The 17,777-nt window shown below is 48.7% G+C and carries 17 protein-coding genes; 1 reads left to right on the forward strand and 16 read right to left on the reverse strand.

Features of this window, described 5'->3' with window-relative positions:
* The 5 genes from GX441_09510 to GX441_09530 form a co-directional block, all read right to left on the reverse strand.
* A partial coding sequence (locus GX441_09510) for a hypothetical protein (protein NLI98875.1) occupies nucleotides 1-317 on the reverse strand: 317 nt, incomplete at its 3' end.
* 269 nt (nucleotides 318-586) lie between these two features.
* On the reverse strand, nucleotides 587-1,246 hold the full coding sequence (locus GX441_09515; GenBank protein ID NLI98876.1) for a molybdopterin-dependent oxidoreductase: 660 nt from the start codon (nucleotides 1,244-1,246) through the stop codon (nucleotides 587-589).
* A gap of 184 nt (nucleotides 1,247-1,430) precedes the next feature.
* Nucleotides 1,431-3,218 (reverse strand): SDR family NAD(P)-dependent oxidoreductase, encoded by a 1,788-nt coding sequence (locus GX441_09520; GenBank protein ID NLI98877.1) that lies wholly within the window; start codon nucleotides 3,216-3,218, stop codon nucleotides 1,431-1,433.
* Nucleotides 3,219-3,479: 261 nt separating this feature from the next.
* Nucleotides 3,480-4,265, reverse strand: coding sequence for a class I SAM-dependent methyltransferase (locus GX441_09525; GenBank protein ID NLI98878.1), 786 nt, complete (start codon nucleotides 4,263-4,265; stop codon nucleotides 3,480-3,482).
* A gap of 117 nt (nucleotides 4,266-4,382) precedes the next feature.
* Nucleotides 4,383-4,985, reverse strand: coding sequence for a C26 family cysteine hydrolase domain-containing family (locus GX441_09530; protein NLI98879.1), 603 nt, complete (start codon nucleotides 4,983-4,985; stop codon nucleotides 4,383-4,385).
* A gap of 93 nt (nucleotides 4,986-5,078) precedes the next feature.
* Here GX441_09530 and GX441_09535 point away from each other — a divergent pair, with 93 nt between their 5' ends.
* Nucleotides 5,079-5,516: a hypothetical protein gene (locus GX441_09535; GenBank protein ID NLI98880.1), complete on the forward strand. Its 438-nt coding sequence runs from the start codon at nucleotides 5,079-5,081 to the stop codon at nucleotides 5,514-5,516.
* 142 nt (nucleotides 5,517-5,658) lie between these two features.
* On the opposite strand, the gene GX441_09540 is transcribed toward GX441_09535, so the two are convergent.
* The 11 genes from GX441_09540 to GX441_09590 form a co-directional block, all read right to left on the reverse strand.
* On the reverse strand, nucleotides 5,659-6,774 hold the full coding sequence (locus GX441_09540) for an isocitrate/isopropylmalate dehydrogenase family protein (protein NLI98881.1): 1,116 nt from the start codon (nucleotides 6,772-6,774) through the stop codon (nucleotides 5,659-5,661).
* A gap of 134 nt (nucleotides 6,775-6,908) precedes the next feature.
* A complete protein-coding gene (locus GX441_09545; protein ID NLI98882.1) occupies nucleotides 6,909-7,226 on the reverse strand; it encodes a carbonic anhydrase in 318 nt (105 codons plus the stop codon).
* A 116-nt stretch (nucleotides 7,227-7,342) separates the two neighbouring features.
* Nucleotides 7,343-8,128, reverse strand: a complete 786-nt coding sequence (locus tag GX441_09550) for a hypothetical protein (protein NLI98883.1) — start codon at nucleotides 8,126-8,128, stop codon at nucleotides 7,343-7,345.
* On the reverse strand, nucleotides 8,122-8,847 hold the full coding sequence (locus GX441_09555) for a creatininase family protein (GenBank protein ID NLI98884.1): 726 nt from the start codon (nucleotides 8,845-8,847) through the stop codon (nucleotides 8,122-8,124). The genes GX441_09550 and GX441_09555 overlap by 7 nt, the downstream gene beginning before the upstream one ends.
* Entirely contained in the window at nucleotides 8,844-9,863 is a 1,020-nt protein-coding gene (locus GX441_09560; GenBank protein NLI98885.1) for a DNA recombination protein RmuC, read from the reverse strand. The genes GX441_09555 and GX441_09560 overlap by 4 nt, the downstream gene beginning before the upstream one ends.
* On the reverse strand, nucleotides 9,860-11,200 hold the full coding sequence (locus GX441_09565; protein ID NLI98886.1) for a DUF362 domain-containing protein: 1,341 nt from the start codon (nucleotides 11,198-11,200) through the stop codon (nucleotides 9,860-9,862). Before GX441_09565 ends, GX441_09560 begins: the two co-directional genes overlap by 4 nt.
* Nucleotides 11,201-11,205: 5 nt before the next feature.
* A complete protein-coding gene (locus GX441_09570) occupies nucleotides 11,206-13,407 on the reverse strand; it encodes a geranylgeranyl reductase family protein (GenBank protein ID NLI98887.1) in 2,202 nt (733 codons plus the stop codon).
* Nucleotides 13,404-14,087, reverse strand: coding sequence for a YIP1 family protein (locus GX441_09575; protein ID NLI98888.1), 684 nt, complete (start codon nucleotides 14,085-14,087; stop codon nucleotides 13,404-13,406). The genes GX441_09570 and GX441_09575 overlap by 4 nt, the downstream gene beginning before the upstream one ends.
* On the reverse strand, nucleotides 14,084-15,625 hold the full coding sequence (locus GX441_09580) for a sigma 54-interacting transcriptional regulator (GenBank protein ID NLI98889.1): 1,542 nt from the start codon (nucleotides 15,623-15,625) through the stop codon (nucleotides 14,084-14,086). Before GX441_09580 ends, GX441_09575 begins: the two co-directional genes overlap by 4 nt.
* Entirely contained in the window at nucleotides 15,606-16,853 is a 1,248-nt protein-coding gene (locus tag GX441_09585) for a hypothetical protein (GenBank protein ID NLI98890.1), read from the reverse strand. The genes GX441_09580 and GX441_09585 overlap by 20 nt, the downstream gene beginning before the upstream one ends.
* A gap of 7 nt (nucleotides 16,854-16,860) precedes the next feature.
* The gene (locus GX441_09590; GenBank protein NLI98891.1) at nucleotides 16,861-17,772 is read right to left on the reverse strand and encodes a hypothetical protein; all 912 of its coding nucleotides are present in this window, start codon (nucleotides 17,770-17,772) and stop codon (nucleotides 16,861-16,863) included.
* Between the last annotated feature and the right edge of the window lie 5 nt (nucleotides 17,773-17,777).

Here is a 17,777-nt window from a genome sequence, read left to right on the forward strand (position 1 = left end):
AGGCTATCCAAGTCGCTAAGATATTTATCTGATGCAAAACCTTGGATCACAACAGCTGAATCCCGCATAATTGCCGGTGGCGTAGGATCACCCGGCGGTGAACTTGTGTATGTATATGCTGAATAAAATCCAGAAACCGCTGTTCCTGAATCTCTAGTCTCAGCTTTTGCAGAATCGTTTTCCAAATATCCAAGTGTCCCCGTATATGCTTTCCAGGAACTGTCTTCCTTCTCAAAGCTGTGATTCTTGATTAAATTCACTCTCTCAAGTGCAAATAACGCCATCGGCAGAAACACTATAATCATCAACTTCTTCATTGCATCCTCCGGGTTAAAACACTCGATTTTAGTCTTCTTTTTACGTGTTGTCAATTCTCAAAAAGCTCCATCCTGATGAACGGAAAGCGGCTTTCGGAGAACCCCATATCACCCCCAACCCTCCCCCTCGATGGGGGAGGGCAGGGGTGGGGGTGTATTACTGTCCCGCGTCTCATGAGAACCTGCTGAGCCTCACTTTATCATTACCATCTTCCTTGAGGCTTTGTAGTCTTCAGCAGCGAAGGGATTTTATGCAAGCGGCTTGTTTCCTACTGATTCTCGAAGATCAGTCCTCTCTCGTCGCCGTCGTTGGAATAACCGCGCTGTTCCCAGAAGCCGCGGTAGGCAGTATCGCTGGAAAGCTCTATCTTTGAGACCCATTTAATCCACTTGTAGCCCCACTTGCCTTCAGCCGCAAGCTGGAACGGAAATCCGCGTTCGCGCGGAATATTCAAGCCGTTCATCTTCGCGGCAAGAAGAAGACGCTTATTCATGACGTAGGAAAGCGGAAGCGAGGTTGAGTAGCCGTCCGGGGAGGCAAAGATTGCAACCCTGGCTTCGGGTCTAACTCCCGCTTCATTCAAAAGTTCGGGCAAAGGCACGCCCTCCCACAAAAGGGTAACGTCCCAGCCCTCGACGCATTTCATGGTTATCACCTTCTTTTCAAGCTGGCGGCTGAGGAGTTCATGATAAGTGTAGGTTCGCGGCGTATCCACAAGACCCGTTATCTCAAGGCGCCAGGTGGAGGTATCAATCTTTTGCGGTCCGCGAATCGAGTTCTCGCGGAAGTCGTTTACCGAGGAGAGCTTTATGCCATTGTAGGTTCTTATTTCCTCTCCGTTCATCGGGCCTCCTTTGTTTTGAGCGACTCTGCTGCACCCTGCCGCGAGTGCGAGCGAAATGGGGATTAGGATTGTCATTTTATTCATGCTATCTAATATAGAAAAGGGAAAGCGGATGTCAAGAAGCGCAGCTTCAATGGATGCCTTCTGAAATAATATCCTCGACCATTAGCCCCTCATCCATCAGGATAAGCTTATAGAATCTATTAGCGCAAAGGGGAGGTGTTGACCCGTAAACCCGATAAATTCGACTCGAGTTATTCCGAGTATCTTATTTGTTAGTCTGTCTTGCAGGGACAAGAGTTCTGCGAAGCAAGAAGGGGCCCAAAAGGTCGATAAACCATCCGAAGAATGACTCGACCCAGGGCACAATCCACAATAACCTGGGCACAAACGCGAGCTTTTTGGGTCTGTTAAGAAGCCCCCAGATCCTTTCTACAACCTTTTCAACGCTGACTGCAAGACCTTCTGCCGCCGGTATCGGAAGACTGGTAGGGTCGTTTTTCACGGTATTGAAGAGGTCGGTTGCTACTGCGCCCGGCTTGATGCAGCTTACGTGGACGTTGGTGCCGCGCATCTCGCGAAAGAGTACGGTCGAGAACGAATCCACGAAAGACTTTGAGGCGCTGTAAAGCATCGTGCCCTGCTGCGGGAAGCTGCCGGCGATTGATGACACATTAACGATGTGTCCGTAGTTGTAGGAACGCATCCTCTTCAAGACCATGAGCGTCATGTGAACGAGCGACTTTACGTTCAAGTCAATCATCCGCGATGCAACATCCCATGGCATGTCGGCGCCGTAGCCGTACCATGCGAATCCTGCGTTGTTGATGAGCACATCTATGTTTCCCCATGCGTTCCGGACTTCTTCGATTACCCGAAGCCTGTCGTCCTCGTTAATGAGATCTGCCTGGATGACTATTGCTTTTCCGCCCCGGGATTCGATATCGCGCGCTAAATCCTCCAGACGCTCCTTTCTGCGCGCAACAAGCACAACCCGGAGCCCTTCGCTTGCAAGCCTTCGCGCTGTAACTTCTCCTATTCCGCTTGATGCGCCCGTCACCAAGGCGACCTTATCCTTCCAGTAGGCCTGCCGCTTTTTCGAAACAGACGAGCAGCGAGGCAGGTAAGGCGAGAGCCTGAGCATGTAGCGTCTGATGATGGGTCTGAAAACGGGGATAAGAAAGCGTTTGAGACCGAGTTTGGCGCGCATCTCGCAAAGGTAGTCGTCGAAGGAATAGCGCTGGTATTTAAGAATTCGTTCGCTTTCTTCTGTATCCATCCAGTCCGTATAGAAAGGCTCCTTTCCGAACGCCTCGCACGGGAGCCTGCGGATTCCAACCGCGTCAAGAGTCCTTCCAACGTAATCGCAGTACTCCAGCCACGAATCCTTGCCTCCTCCAATGAGGAGGATTTTACCGGACGCTTCCTTGGATGAAACCGCATTCGCAAGCGCAAGGCCTGCATCGCGCGGGTCAAGAAATTCTATGCGCGTCTCAAGGGCAATATCGAACATGACAGGGTCTATGCCCATCGCAGAAAGAGAAGGCACTGCAGGAAACCTGAGAATGCTCCATTCAAGACCCGATTCTCTTATCATGTTTTCGCAAAGTATCTTGTGTCTCGAGTAATTGTCGGATGGTTCAACGCTTTCTGCTGCCCTTCTGGGCGGCGGACTTGCAAACTTTCGTCCGTAAACGGAAACTGAGGATGAAAAGACGAGTCTTGCAGGCTTGGGCATTGTCTTTATTGCCTCAATAATATTGTAGGTTCCCTGAACGTTCACCTGCTCGGAGAGCTCGGTATTGCGTTCGCTGTGGGGCGGGATAATGGCCGCAAGATGAACAACAACCTCCTGCCCTTCAAGAGCCTGGATAATATCCGCGCGGTTGCGTATATCGCCCCAGAACATGTCTATCTTATCCCCGAATTTCCTGGAATACTTAATGTTTGCTTTGGTTGGCAAATCAAAGCAGCTGACCTTATGACCCTGCTTAAGCAGCTCATTCAGCGTATTGCTTCCTATATTGCCGAATGCACCAGTCAATAGTACTTTCATCGAATTCCCCCTTTATAATTTAAGCTTGATTTCTTGCTTATTATTTGATTAGCTTTCATAATATTACTCATCACGAGATGATTATAGGTAAATTAAATTAATTGTCAAGTTAATTAACTATACATACGCTTTTTCTAAAATAAGTTATGCTTAGATGCAACTTAGATGAATATTACTTTAACAACTAATAAGTTAATGGAGTTAATGATTTTTCAATTCTGTCGATGCTTAAAAAACGTAGTGATGAGCAAATTATTGTGGTTAGGCTTTTCTGCAGCGAAGAATCAGGAAATGGGAGATTAGCCTGGTATCTGCAAGATGAGGGTACTTTCTTATTGCCTCATCAGATGCTGTAGGTTCGTGGACGCGTTCGATGCTGTACCCGGCGTCGAGGACGAGATTCATCCAGGAACTAAGGGTCCGATGATAGGAAAGAATGCGAAACTTCGGCAGCTTCGCCTTGAGGTCAGCAGGGGTCTCATTAAAGATCCATTCCTCGATTATTGGTTGACCCTCTTTGAAGTAGTCCGTAACCGCTAACCCTATGTGTCCCCCTTCGTCGTCGTCTATCCATCTGCGTGCTGAGGAATTAAAACAAGGATGACAGATTGAGAATTGAAGAAACCCTCCTGGTCTCAAAACCCTGTACGACTCTTTTATTGCCTTTTCGTGATCGACCATATCCATAAAACTCATGAACGCTGTGCAGAAATCGAAAGAATAATCCGGAAATGGAAGCTCTGTCCCGTCTGCAACCGAATAGACTATACCTAAAGGATCTTCCCTTTCCTTTTCCAGAGCATAGCGGATAAAAGTAGGCGCGATATCGACCGCCGTCATCTTTGCGCCTCTTGACGCTACCTGTCTGGTGTTCGATCCCTCTCCGCAGCCGATATCGAGACCGGATAACCCCTTCACGTCCGGAAGCATAGACATGAAAGCTGGCGTATTGAATTGGTCGCGGTATATATCGCAGCCCATTCGCGCAAGAAGTGTCCAGTTTTCTGCGTTTGCTTCCCACATCTCTCCCATTTGTCTTTCATCCATTATTTCTCCTTTCATTTTACGGGAACCTTAAGACGCCCAACCCCAAAAGATTGTTTACAGTAAGCAATCACGCCGATATTTTTAGACTAATCAACAAAACAGAACATGCTCCCGACTTCATCGGCAGGAGAGTTGTTCGACAATTCTATAAAAATTCCTTGCGAAAGGCATTCCTAACTCGCCTGAACGTTCGGGATGAAACTGCGCCCCCCAGAGCGGTCGCTTTTTGTGCCTAATTGCCTCCACCTCGCAGGAGGGGGAGGAGGCGAGGACGTCAAAGTGTTCGAGGAGCACGGGGTTTCGGACAACGTGCTCGTAGTGCGACTCGAACCCGTAGAACGTCTCCCCCATCCCGTCGAGGAACTCGTCTTGTTTAAGGACACACATCTTTTCTATCGTCTGGATGATGGGTTTTGAGATTATAGACGCACCCCACGCGAGCGCCAGCGTCTGATGGCCCCAGCAGATGCCAAGGAGCGGTTTTGCGGTTTCACGATACAGACGCAGGAGGGCTTCGGGAACCGGGTTCTTGAGTATCTCCCATTCCGAGCCGGTAACGACTATTGCGTCCTGCTCGACGATGGTTGATTCGAGCGCGGCGATGTAGACGTTCGTGACCGCGAAGTGCGGCTCAAGCCAGTGGATGTAGGGCGCGAGCTTCTCTCGAGACGGTTCGGGGTGTGTTTCTATTAAAAGAACGGAGGGCTTAGAGGAAGTCATGAAGGAAGTTTACGGATAAAGTATTCTTTATCAAGTTACTTGACACTATTAACATAAGAAATATACTAGTTTACTTAATGTAAGGAGGATAGTGTGAAGAAAACATTATACATATCTTTAATGCTTGTCGCTTTTGTCTCATCGGCATCTAATGCTGATTCTATTGATGAGTACACAACTATAACCCTGCATGACCCGGAAATCCTTGATTTCAAAGCGGACAGCATCGAAATCAATCCAAGCACTAGATGCGTAAATCTCTCAGGCAATGTATCTGTTCTGGCAAAAAGCTTTACTATTTATTCAAATGAACTGACTTTCACGATTGGTGATGACTCAATATCTTTCAGTGGAACCATATACATTCCCGATATTTTTGCAACCCGTATAAATGTTCCGGTCGAATGGAGTGCGGATTCTTCGATCTTCACCGCTAAAGTCAGGGACTTATCGCTGAACGGCAATGTAGAAATCTGCATCGGAAAATTGAAAGCTACAACCCAGAAGGCAAAAATAGTATTAGCGCAATAATTTGACCTGTAATCCTGAAAGAATTCTTTATGTATAGTAGAGGTTGACTTTAAATTCGGTCAGAAGAATAAGCGTAAGAACGGGCTGACCGTCCGCTCTTCGAGCGCTTTTGATCAGCCCCTACATTGATTGGGGTATTATTTTACAATTTGTTCGCTACCGCTTCGCCCATCTCGAGGGTTGTTGCTTTGCCGCCCATGTCGTAGGTGCGAACCTTGCCTTCGGCGATGACGGCGGCGATTGCCTTTTCGAGCGCCGTTGCCTTGTCCTTCTCTCCCAGCCAGTCGAGCATGAGCTTGATGGTGAGGATCATGGCAAGCGGATTGACCTTGTACTGACCCGCGTACTTGGGCGCCGAGCCGTGCGTGGGCTCGAACACTGCATATTTGTCGCCGATATTGGCGGACGCTGCAAAGCCGAGCCCGCCCACGAGTTGGCCGCACAGGTCTGAAATGATGTCGCCGAACATGTTGGATGAGACGAGCACATCGTAATCAAGCGGATTCTTTAGTAGCCACATGCACATGGCGTCGATGTTGGCCTCCCAGAGGGGGAAGTCCGGGTATTCCTTCGCCATCTTGCGCGCCTCGCGCACCATGAGACCTGATGTCTCGCGGACGACGTTGGGTTTTTCAACGACGGTAAGAGAACGGCGGCCAAACTTCTTCGCGAACTCGAAGCCTGAGCGAAGGATACGCTGGCAGCCTTTGCGGGTGAAGAGACGGAGGGAGAGTGCCATGTCTTCGTTGGAGGTGTCCTTAAACTTCTTGGCAGCCGGGTGCGAATCGACTGCGGCACGCACGTTATCGGGCACCGGATGCCACTCAATTCCGGCGTAGAGGCATTCGGTGTTCTCGCGGAAGACCACCAGGTCGATCCCTTCCTTATAGTTGAGGGGGTTGCCCGGATATGCCTTGCAGGGTCGCATATTCGTGTGCAAATCGAAAAGCTGGCGCAGACCGACTATCGGAGAACGGTAAACTAACCCTTTTCCCTTAAGCGAGGTATCAAGCTCATCGTCTGCCTCCTGCTTGGGCTTGGATGTTATTGCACCGAACAGACAGCAGTCGGTTGATTTGAGAAGGTCTATAGTGCGCTGAGGCAGGGGATTGCCCTCCTTGCGCCAGAACTCCCAGCCTATGTCGCCGTATATATATTCTGCGTCGAGTCCGATTTTCTTTAATACAATCATCCCGGCTTCGGTGACATCATTGCCGACGCCGTCGCCCGGGAGCACCGCGATTTTGTATTTAGCCATCGAATCTCCTAGGTTGTATTTCCTTGGTTTTTATAAAAATGGATTAAACCTTTTAACTTGCCCTTTACCTTATTATTCGCATGTATTATAGTGAAACGATGGTAAGAGTCAATCCAGGAAATTTAATCTACCGCTTACAATACCGTAAACTGCTCCAACTGCCGAAAACTCAACGTACTTGTCAAATCCTTGATAATAGAACTCTGTTCTCTGATCATGCGGCATGTATTTCTTAAGTTTTCAGATATAGCAAGTTCCTCAAGAACCCTGGAATCAGCAGCATTCAAAGATACTCTTGCCGATGATATTGAATGTTTGATGGAATCGATGACGGCTCCAATGTGCTTCGATTCACCGGTGAAAGGCGCAGGGTGTGCCGATAAAGCGGTTCTGACTGCGGCGCATACGGTGTGCCCTAGAACCAAAAGAAGAGAGCAGCCAGTGAGCTTCACTGCGAGTTAAATAGAACCGTAGATAACGAAAGCGCGCAAATCGTTGCCAAGCTTTTCTCTTATCTCCCCGCAAAGAGTGAATGCCATGCCGACCCTTTACTCGTAACTGGCTCTTTTCATCTTCTGAATATTTTCTTCGGCATCTTGTATACGCCTTCCTTCTCCCATTTGATGCCCAGTTCGTCCATCCAGTCGAGGATGTTCTGCCATAGTCCGAAAGCTGTTACATACCTTACCTCGACGGGCGCTGAGGTTTCGCCGTGTATTATCTCAATAAGTTCTGCGTAATCCTTCGGGAGATTTTCTAGCTTCTTGGATTCTTCCCAGGCGTTGCGCATGCTTGGGTAAAAGTGACGGTTCATAAAACTCATGAGTTTTACGACCATCACAGAAAAATTGAAAAGATGAGTGCATACATCCGAGCGCACGCCCTTCTCCCAGGCGTTCATTAGAGAGCCTATCTCCTCCTGGATAGGAAATACTGACAAACCTGCAGCTTTTCTGAATTCCTCTTCCTTGTTGAGAGATTGCCATGCCGCCATCTGAATATGGCCCACGCAGTCATCACCCTGTTTAACGTATACGGGAAGCATGCGGTGCCACTGGTCGGCGCTGAAAGGCCAGTCCTGGTCTATCTTAGCCGCATCCTTCAAAGCCTTCATGAACGGTATGTAGTATATCTCGCAGTAAATGCCCTCGCGCATGAACCCGCACGCAGTCTCATCGTAATCGTCGGTCATTATAGCCATCATCTCGAGATCTGAATAAGGTCCATCCTCTTCCTTCGCCGTTGACGCAAATATTACGAACGCCCTCAGATCGTCTCCAAGCGATTTCTTTAATTCGTCTCTAATCTGACCGGCCATTAGCAGCCGGTCCTCGTGCGTCGCCCGTCTCAGCATTCCCCAAGCTGGTTGAATTCGTTCCAGCCCTCCAGAATCTCTTTTATAAGAAACCTTAATTCGCTTTTGAGGGATTCGTAGTATGCTTTAGCGGATTCAGGAGTAAGCGGCTTTGCAGGTTCGTCAGAGTATTTTATTGAAGAGCGGGGCGAAGGCCACGATTTGACTCCATCGCGATATCTGAATGCCCTCGAACCATCCCAGACCTCCGGTACGATTCGAGGATTCGCCATGTATACGAGCGCAAGCTCGTCGGCTCCTCCGTGCCCGGCTGCGGAACCGAACCGCTCGTCGGACAGTTCCTTGCCAAACGTCCACCAGTCAAGATATGCGGCCTTCATTCCGTTTTCCTTCCACACTTCCGGGAGAACCTCAGACAACGTCTGCGTGTTTCCGCCGTGCCCGTTGAAGATGATGACCGATTCCACCCCTGATAATGCAAGAGAGGACAGAAGCTCGAATATGACATCCTTGTAGGTCTCCTGCGATACCCACATACCGCCGGGGTACCCGGAAAGGGAGGAGACAAGACCGTAGGGAAGAGTGGGCAAAAGAATGGCTTCGAACTCTGCTGCAAGGTCTGTCGCAAGCTTCTCCGGAGCGATAACGTCCGTGCCGAGAGGACCCTGGTCGTGCGCCTCTATGGTTCCTACAGGCCAGAAGCAAAGACGCGGTTCGAGTTTTGCATACTCATGAGTCGAAATCTCAAGAAGCTTCATAACGGTATCTCCTTTTGTCCCTTTTCGCTTCTTATCTCAAGGGCTTTAATGTTGTCGCCTATGCGTTCAAGACGCTTGGCTACTTCATCGTACTTCCCCCTTGCGTTCGTAATGTGTTTTCCAACAATCTCCCAGTCCGATTGAGCGGCCTCGAACTCCCTGGCGATACGGTTGAGGCTATCAAGGATTTGCTGAGCTTCCTTCTCTATGGCAAGACCCCTAAGTCCAAGAAGAATCGTTTCAAGAAACTGGTAGAACGTAGATGGAGAAACGGGAAATACCCTTGAGCGCCGAAGCGATGTCATGAGATTATCCATTCCGGAGAGTTTAGAGTATATCTTTTCCGATGGTATGTACATGAGGGCGAAGTTGGTCGTGTTCTCATTGGGATTGATGTAGCGTTTGACCTCTGTAACGCGCGGTTTTAGTATCTGGATGAAACGCTTCTCAAAAGCCTCTTCATCTACCCCTTCAGCCGACATCCTCTGGAACTCCTCAAGAGGAAACTTCGCATCTATTGGGATTATCCTGTCTTCGGTTTTAATAACGGCGTCGACTTTTGTTCCGTCCCTGAATGAGTACTGGAACTCGTAATGAGCCTCAGGGAGAACATCCTTGATAAGATCGTTTAAGAGAATCTCACCGAACCCGCCTCTTACCTTCGGTGAAAGCAAGAGCTCCTGGAAGGTGGATATCGATTTTCCAATGTCCTGCATGCCTTTTGCCGCCTCCTGCATAGCACCGAGGTCCTTTCTGATGTCGCCGAATAGGTTTGTAGTGGATTCAAGTCTTTTGTTTATCTCGTGGAGAGTGTCGAGCTGCGCCGGGTTTGAGGCGAGCGTTTCGAGCTTGATTAACTTTTCCTTTATTGCTTCCTGTTCAGTCTTTTGTTCCTGCCTTCTCGCCTCCTCCTCCATGCGGCTCTTCTTTTGCGCCGAAAGTATGCCGAGAAGGACTATAAGAAGAGCGACCGCAAGCGCACCCAGGGCCCCCAATACGGCGTAGATGCCAATCATATGCTCCTCCTCAAGGAATGCGTTGCTTGGTTCCATACTCGCATAAACTGCTCCTCCAAAAATGCTCTTATGAAAGGCAGGCCTTCCATAACGTCTATATACGGGTTAATGATACGGGCTTTACGGGAAAAAGCAAACGCCTTCCTTGCCATGTAGACAGGGCATCCCTTGAGATGGAGCTTCGGTTTTACGCCCTTTGCATGCGTGCAGTCGCCGACGAATATGAGATTATCAATGACATCATGCGGAATCTCGCCGTCGTATTCACCGACAACGATGCCGAGCTTACGAGGTCGTTCCTGCGAAGGGTCTTGTCCAAGAAGCCGGAAGAGGGCCTTTGCGGCAGTATTTACCTTTTCTTTGTTGCGCCAGGCGCGGTAGTGATTTATATAATGTATGGCCTCGGCAACAAAACCAACGCACCCGCCCCTGCATCTTTTTCCGTTGTAGAGCCTTCCCTCTAAATATTTCATATAGGGATTGAGTTCTGATATAGGCTTTTCATAGTAATAGCCTAAGGGCGCGGGTTTCGCGTTATCCGGGTTGATTATCTCTATGTCCCTGAGCGAGACCGGACCCAACCCTCTCTTCGAGGCAAGAACGAGATGCTCTATCTTGCAGGGTTCGAACCCAAGAAGCCATGCTCCAACGGAGTCTGCGGCGACCGCATTTCTTGAGGCTATGGCAAGCCCTAGATTTCGGGGATCTGGACATCCGACTCCATTGACGCCGACGGTAATCGCGTCTACAAGAACAAGATCAGGCGGAAAAGCTCTCAGCGCATCAGCTATTTTATTCCCCAGGTCGTAGTGATGGCTTTTAAGCCGAATTGAACGCTTTATCAAGCCTATGAGGAGTTTGGATGCTCCTGTTATATCCGTTTGCGAATGAACCTTTAACTTTGGAACAAAAACCCTGAGACCGTTACCGGTCAAGATTTTGGGTAACGGCAGAAAAGGATGGACCCTGTGGTCAGGAACTTTAAGAAAGCCGTCATGAACCGCCTCTGAAAGATTGAGAAACCTCGTATTTTCTTCTTTGCAGAGTTTATTGTAGCCCGACTTGCGGTAAACGTAACGCAGAGGAACCATGAGACCGCAGTCTTCGAATATTATCCGTTCCTTTACCCCCCTCTCCCTTAGTGCGCAGAGCACCCCGCGCATGAACGCAGGGTGAGTATAGGCATGCTCACCATAACGCGTAGCATGCACGAGATTGGGCTTGATGAAACCTTTTTGCCTTGGTTCTAGCGCGAGTATCTGCATTGCCGACGCGGCGAATTCGCTGATAAGCGCTTGATCGTATCCCGGGATTTTCTTGATTATTACTTTTTCCATATTAATTATTGATTCTCCTGGCTGACAGCGAATCTTGTCCAGTAACCAAGAACCCTTACAATGTCCTTGAGCTTTTCCAGGAATGGATTCGAAGGAATGAAGTCTATCGTTTGTAAAGCACGCTCCAAGTACTCTCTCGATAACTTCTGGTTGTAGCCTAGTGCGTCGTAGCGCCTGTACAAATCAAGAATTTCATGGGCGCTCTCTGTTGTACCAAGTGAAAGCAAATGGAGTAGACGCTTTCTGTCCTCTGAGGAAGCCGAATTCATTGTATGAATGAGCTGAGCGGTCAATTTCCCTTTTTTTATATCCGTAAAACGGGACTTAAGGCTTACGGTAGACGAAGCCAGCAGATCCTTCGCGTCGTCATATATCTGGAAAGCTATCCCGAGATTCTTGCCGAACTCCCGCATTGCTTTTACGTTTTCTTGTGATGCATTTGCAAGTATTGCTCCGGCTTCGGTTGCGGCTTCAAGCAAGGCGCCCGTTTTCATTCGAATGAGCTCTATGTAATCTTCAAGACTTTTGCTCTCGATTTCTTCCGGAGAGAAATTTATATCCCGAACCTCTCCTTCAGATGCCTCAAGTCCTGAACGGCATCCGACTTTTATGAGTTTAATAACCCTCGCCTTGTCTACACCGGCGTTCGCCTCGTAAGAAGACATCATCTCGAAACCTTTTATGAGAAGGGCATCCCCTGCCGTTATCGCGTGGCCTATCCCGTATCTGCGGTGAAGGGTCTCGGCGCCCCTGCGCCATTCTCCGCCGTCTATTATATCGTCGTGAACGAGCGAAGCGGTATGACTTACCTCATAAGCCATGGCAACCGGGAGAAGATCGTTAAGCTCGGCGCCGAGGGCCTGACCTGCGAGAAGAACAAGAACGGCCCTGAGTCTTTTGCCGCCATGAAGAAGAACCTCATTTGCCATTCTGTGAAGCTCGGAATCTTCTTTGAAGAGTTCCTTTAGCCCCTTGTCGATGAGCTCCTTTTCTTCACGGATTATAGAGTCAAGTTCTTCGGCAATAAGACCAAACGAAGCCTCTTCCACAAGCTCATAGGACTTGCGGTGTCCCTCTGTCGACGAAAGAAGTATTCCCAACCCTTCCCTTATGGTTGAATCGCTCCTGCCTCTATCAAGAATCCGTTTGACAAGGTTTTCATCCGTCAAGAAAGGCTTAAGACGCAGATCCCAGCGGCGTTCCCGCTCATTAAAGTAATCATGCACCCTCTCTTCGTACCCGGAAAGAGTTCCAACTTCACCTGAGAAGTACCCTTTTATGGCCTCGGATGCTAATACGGCTGATTTACGGGCCTGATATATTCCTCCGCCGTGTAATATTGAGCCAACACCTGCCGCATCGCCGACAACAAGAAATCCATCTCCATACAGAGGTCTGCGGAGCCTCATCGGCATCTTTCCTCCATCCTGCCTGATTACAGATAACCCAGAAAGCCCTAAGCGCTCAAGATTTTCCTTGAGGAAAGCCTCCAACTCATTCTTAAGGGAGATACGTTTGGCGCGGATGATATCTATCGTCGTCCCCACCCCTGCCACAAGCACATCCTTCTTCGGAAAAAGCCAGAAATATCCTTCGGGTACACGGTGAGGGAGAAAGTGAAATTCTATTGAATTTTTGAAAGCCCTATCCAATTTCTCCTGTCCGGCATCAAGCCAGAACTGACAGGTTATTCCCATACCTTTGTTAGACAAGGGAGTAAGATCCAATCTCGATTCAAGATGCGATGCGTTCGCGCCTGCGGCGTGAATAAGAATGGGCGTCTCTACACCTGTATTACCTAATGGCGTATCGACTACAACGTTCCATGCCCCTTTATTTCTCAGGATGCTTACGATGCCCGCTTTCTCGATGAACTGAGCGTTCGAAGCCCTGGATTGAAGCCAGCTGTCGTATGCGGAGCGTTTTACGGTAATTCCAGATTGTTCAGAATGAATTGTGCTGATTGAAAGAAAAGAGCCGTTCGGACCGAATATCCTGGCTTCCCGGACTTCGCGTTCGATTATCAGGGGTGGAGGAGTACCGAACTCAAGCAGCTCGCCCGTCTGGATGGCTCCGCCGCAAGGCTTCTCTCTATCCAGGGAAAGCTTTTCCAAAACAACAACACGCAGCCCCGATTCAGAGAGATTGTATGCCGCCTCCGCGCCCGCCGGCCCTGCACCAATAATTACTACATCAGCTCGAATCACCGACCGAAGCCGATATTAATCGCGGCGACGCCCAGAGAAAGAAGGAGCCAAGGAACAATGACAAGCGTAAGGCCTTTCCAGCGCTGGCTTTCGGTGACTATGGCGAAACCGAATCCCATAAGCAATACCCGCCATAAGGCAAAGAAATCAATCTGTGATGCGAATCGGAAAAGGAAGGTGCCTCTTTCAAGAAAAGGAAGAAGACCAAGTGAAGTCATGATGTCTACCCTCTGAAGGATAATACTGAGCGCCGAGATAAACAGTAATCCGAGTGCCGTTACAAGCCCGGTGTATGCAACTACCGAGATGGATTTCTTAAAGCTGCTTTTTCCGCCAAAAAGGGAAAACAATACCCAGAACACAAGAGCCGATAGAAAAGTTATTATTGTCTGAAGAAGCATTACAGAAACAGCCGTACCTATTATGGCTATAGGAGAATTCATCCTCTCAACAATCATTTGCATTTGTTCTTCCTGCATTTCGACGCCCTGAGGAAGGTTCTGCCTTATAGTATCAAGAAATACGTCCGGAGGTATTATAAGCCTGGGCAGCACGGATGCAGCTGCCGCGACAACGAGGAGTATCAAGAACGGCAGCCACCAGCGTGATTTTTCTTTTATGTCTTCAAAGCATCGTGAAGGCGATACGAAAACTGAAATAAGACGTTTTCCTTCGTTCATGAATCCTCCTTTTCGAATCCGAGTTCCTTCTTCAATCTCGAGAGATAACTTGGCTGAATTCCGAGCATCTCTGCGGCTTTTTTATGATTGCCGCGGGTCTCTTTAAGTATATGCGTTAAATATTCCTTCTTGAAGTGCAGAACCGCATCCAGCCAGGGCTTTGGCTCTGCGAAAAGATCCACCCTTTCCGACTGAGGTCCTTTGCCGATTACGATGTCGCCCTTGCTTATATGCGTACTCCTGGAGAGGACGAAAGCACGCTCAATTACGTTTCTAAGCTCTCTGACGTTGCCGGGCCAGTCGTACTCCTCAAGTAATTCCAGGGCTTCCTTATCTAGCTTGTCTATTCCCTTCGTTGTCTCGGCATTGAAAAGCCTGATGAAATGCTCAGCCAGAAGCTTAATATCGCTTTTGCGTTCCCTGAGATGCGGAAGCTCGACCGGAAAAACATTTATTCTGTAATAAAGATCCTCCCGGAATTTTTTTTCCCTGATAAGGTTGGGAATATTCTGGTTTGTGGCCGTAATGACTCGAACATCGACCGAGATAGTCTCCTTTCCGCCGAGACGTTCAAACTCCTTCTGTTCGAAAAACCTCAGAAGTTTGACCTGCGTCTCAAGACCCAAATCTCCTATCTCATCGAGAAATAATGAACCCTTGTGCGCCTGTTCGAACTTGCCTTCCTTGCGAACGGACGCTCCGGTAAAAGCACCCTTTTCGTAGCCGAACAACTCGCTTTCAATGAGAGTGGTTGGAATTGCCGCGCAGTTCACTACAACGAACGGTCCCTCACTGCGGGGACTGTTGAGGTGTATGAATCGCGCAAGAAGCTCTTTGCCTGTTCCGCTTTCTCCGGTAATGATTACGGTCGTATTCGAAGCGGCTACGCGTTTAGAGAGATCAAGAGCTTCGAGAAGTTTAGGGTCGCGACCTATTATCCTGTATCTTAACTCCTGCGCTTCTTCTATAACGCGTTTCGAAGCCTGAAGCTCCATGTAGTTCTGAGCATTCCGCAGCACCTGGGCGGCCTGGCCTGCGAGAAGTTCTAAAAGCGTCACGTCTTCATCGGTAAAATCAGCTCTCGATTCCTTGTTAAGAACCTCGATAACGCCGACCGTTTTGTCCTCAAGCCTCAAAGGAACGCCAAGTATTGAACGGGTCTGGAAAGAAGTGGCTTCGTCAGTACCCGAGTACCACCGGCCATCCTTTTTAACATCATTCACCACAAGGGGCTCGCCTTTAAGAAAAACGTAACCCGCAATGCTTTCCTCACCCAGGGGAACGTAAAGCGAAACAAGGGATTCCTTAGCCTCGCCCGTCGCTATCGCAAAACGCAGCTTGTTTACCTTTTCGTCTAAAAGAAGCAGCGATGAAGCCTCGGACTGAGTCAGGGATTTTGCGGATTCCAGAATAATCTCAAGCAGACGGTCAAACTCAATTGTCGAAAGAAGCTTACCGGTAACATCAACGAGACGTCTGAGCTCCTCAAGACCTATTGCCGCTGCCTTTGACGTTTCCTTAGAGCCTTTTTTCGACATAGAAATCCTTTCTTGCTTCCGATACTATATCCTCCACCCACTCCTCCTGTTTCTGGGAAGCAAGAAAATTCCTTATCATGGACTGCACCTCTTCGAACGAAAGCGTACGCTCGTTCTTCTTATCCTTTGCGTATACGAGGTAGACGCCTATGTCGGAGACGAACGGCCCGCTGATTTGTCCGGAGTCTATGGAGGCAACAACGCTGTCGAAAGGCGGTTGCAGCACTGAAAGCGGGATTCTTCCTATAAACCCGCCGTTCTTTATGGTAGTCGAATCCTCGGAGTAGCGCCCTACGGCCTCCTCGAACGTAAGTTTACCGGAGACGATTTCCGATCTTATTTCATCAGCTTTCGATATGACCCTTAATGTATCGCTTCTTAATACACGGGCCTTAAAAAGCATGTGTCTTGCATATACCTTGTTGCCCGAACGCTTTTCTACAATGAAAAGATGATACCCCTGACGCGACTGAGCAGGGGTAATCCTGTCCACAGGAATACTGAATAAAACCGTATCTATCTCAGGGTATAAATCCCCCCGTTTCACCCAGCCCAGCAAGCCTCCGTTAGCACTTGTTGCCGGATCCTCTGAAAAGGAGGCGGCGACTACGTCAAATTCACCGCCCCTGGAGAGGATGTCGTAGACTTCATTTATTTTCCTTGTTACTCTTGCCTGTTCGGACTGGGAAGGCGTTATGCCCATTGCGATATAGGAAAGATCAATATAACCGGGAACCTTAGCCAGAGAGTCTTTGTGGAGATCGTAAAACTCCTTTATCTCGTTCGGAGATACATAAGGCTCGGTTTTTCCCTGAAGCATTAGCATCTGCTGAATAGTCGCCTCAAATCTCGCCTGATTCATTAGAACTGACCGGAGTCTGTCGCGGGTCAGCCCCATTTTTTCAATTTCTTTTGCCTCCTCGGGCAGAGTATCCAGCTGGGAAAAAAACTTTTCAATTTGGGCGTCTACCCTTTCTGCAATTGCATCGCGATCGACCTGAATCGTAGTATCCTGAGCGGCCTTTTTGAAGACTAATTTCTGGGCAATGAGACGATCAAGAAGCACCGTTTTCAATGAATCCTTGAGGGAATCAGGAACCTGGCCCTCAAGCTGGGCCAGGTTCAACATCATCACTACATCGCTTTCAAGTATGGGATCCTTGTCAACGATTGCTACCACGCGATCTGCAGTGCTAGCAAGAAGCCAGAAGGCCAGAAAAAAAACCACAAATCTCCTAGTAAAGGATATTGTCCATGCGGATCTCAATATCCTTCTGCGCGGCAGTTTTCAAGGAATCAAGCTTGCGGGCAATGATCTGCTGTGAACGCTCATATAGAATCATGGTGTTCAGATAACCGGCAACATCGCTGAAGACCACGCTCTTCCTTGTCTTTTGCTTATCTTCAAGCTTGAATATCATTGTTAATCCAGCTGGATCGGCGCTGAGCGGTTCGGTGAACTGGCCAGGCTTCAATGCGAATATCGCGTCCTCCATCTGGAGCGTAAAGAAGCCTGAACCCCTGGGGATGAAATTAGAGGGCTGACCTTTAAGGGAATCCAGCGTGTACTGTTCGGCAAGTTTTCTGAAATCAGCGCCCTGCTTCAGCTGCTGATAGATATTCTGGGCGCTGATGGGATCGGCAACAATGATTTGCGATATTTTTACCTCGTAGGTAAACTCGTCTTTGTGGGCATTGAAGTAATTCTCGAGTTCGGACTGGGAAATTGTAATCTTTTTTGCCTCATCCTCAAGCCATGCCTGTGAAAGAAGCCTTTTCCGGCTCATATCATATGCAAACTCGAGCTGATCAAGCGCCATCTTGATGGTATCTTTTTTATCGAGTCCTGTCTTCTTAGCCTGCTGGTAGACAACCTCTTGTTCGACCCAGAGGTTGATTACTTCCATAGGATCGACCTGCGCCTGCTGTGCACGAGGCACGTAAAGTGCAAGAAGACTCTTGTACTCATCAAGGGTAAGCTTGGATGAACCGACCCTTGCAACTACTTTTGAACCCGCTTCGTTATTTTTTGAACCGGATCCTGAGAATATATTCTCCACAAAAGGCGGGTTCCATACAAGAAGTACACCTACGGCTACGACTATAACCGCGCCCACAATTATCCACGGAAGCCATTTCTTTTTCATAAAGG

This window comes from bacterium (assembly GCA_012517375.1).
Taxonomy (GTDB): Bacteria; Hydrothermota; Tepidihabitantia; order B3-TA06; family B3-TA06; genus JAAYVC01.

Bases quoted from the DNA above. Each gene is read 5' to 3' on its own strand.
- GX441_09580 (NLI98889.1), bottom strand. From the start codon at position 15,625: ATGTCGAAAAAAGGCTCTAAGGAAACGTCAAAGGCAGCGGCAATAGGT.
- GX441_09575 (NLI98888.1), bottom strand. From the start codon at position 14,087: ATGAACGAAGGAAAACGTCTTATTTCAGTTTTCGTATCGCCTTCACGA.
- GX441_09555 (NLI98884.1), bottom strand. From the start codon at position 8,847: ATGAAGCTTCTTGAGATTTCGACTCATGAGTATGCAAAACTCGAACCG.
- GX441_09590 (NLI98891.1), bottom strand. From the start codon at position 17,772: ATGAAAAAGAAATGGCTTCCGTGGATAATTGTGGGCGCGGTTATAGTC.
- GX441_09550 (NLI98883.1), bottom strand. From the start codon at position 8,128: ATGCTGAGACGGGCGACGCACGAGGACCGGCTGCTAATGGCCGGTCAG.
- GX441_09565 (NLI98886.1), bottom strand. From the start codon at position 11,200: ATGGAAAAAGTAATAATCAAGAAAATCCCGGGATACGATCAAGCGCTT.
- GX441_09530 (NLI98879.1), bottom strand. From the start codon at position 4,985: ATGACTTCCTCTAAGCCCTCCGTTCTTTTAATAGAAACACACCCCGAA.
- GX441_09525 (NLI98878.1), bottom strand. From the start codon at position 4,265: ATGGATGAAAGACAAATGGGAGAGATGTGGGAAGCAAACGCAGAAAAC.
- GX441_09540 (NLI98881.1), bottom strand. From the start codon at position 6,774: ATGGCTAAATACAAAATCGCGGTGCTCCCGGGCGACGGCGTCGGCAAT.
- GX441_09560 (NLI98885.1), bottom strand. From the start codon at position 9,863: ATGATTGGCATCTACGCCGTATTGGGGGCCCTGGGTGCGCTTGCGGTC.
- GX441_09515 (NLI98876.1), bottom strand. From the start codon at position 1,246: ATGAATAAAATGACAATCCTAATCCCCATTTCGCTCGCACTCGCGGCA.
- GX441_09520 (NLI98877.1), bottom strand. From the start codon at position 3,218: ATGAAAGTACTATTGACTGGTGCATTCGGCAATATAGGAAGCAATACG.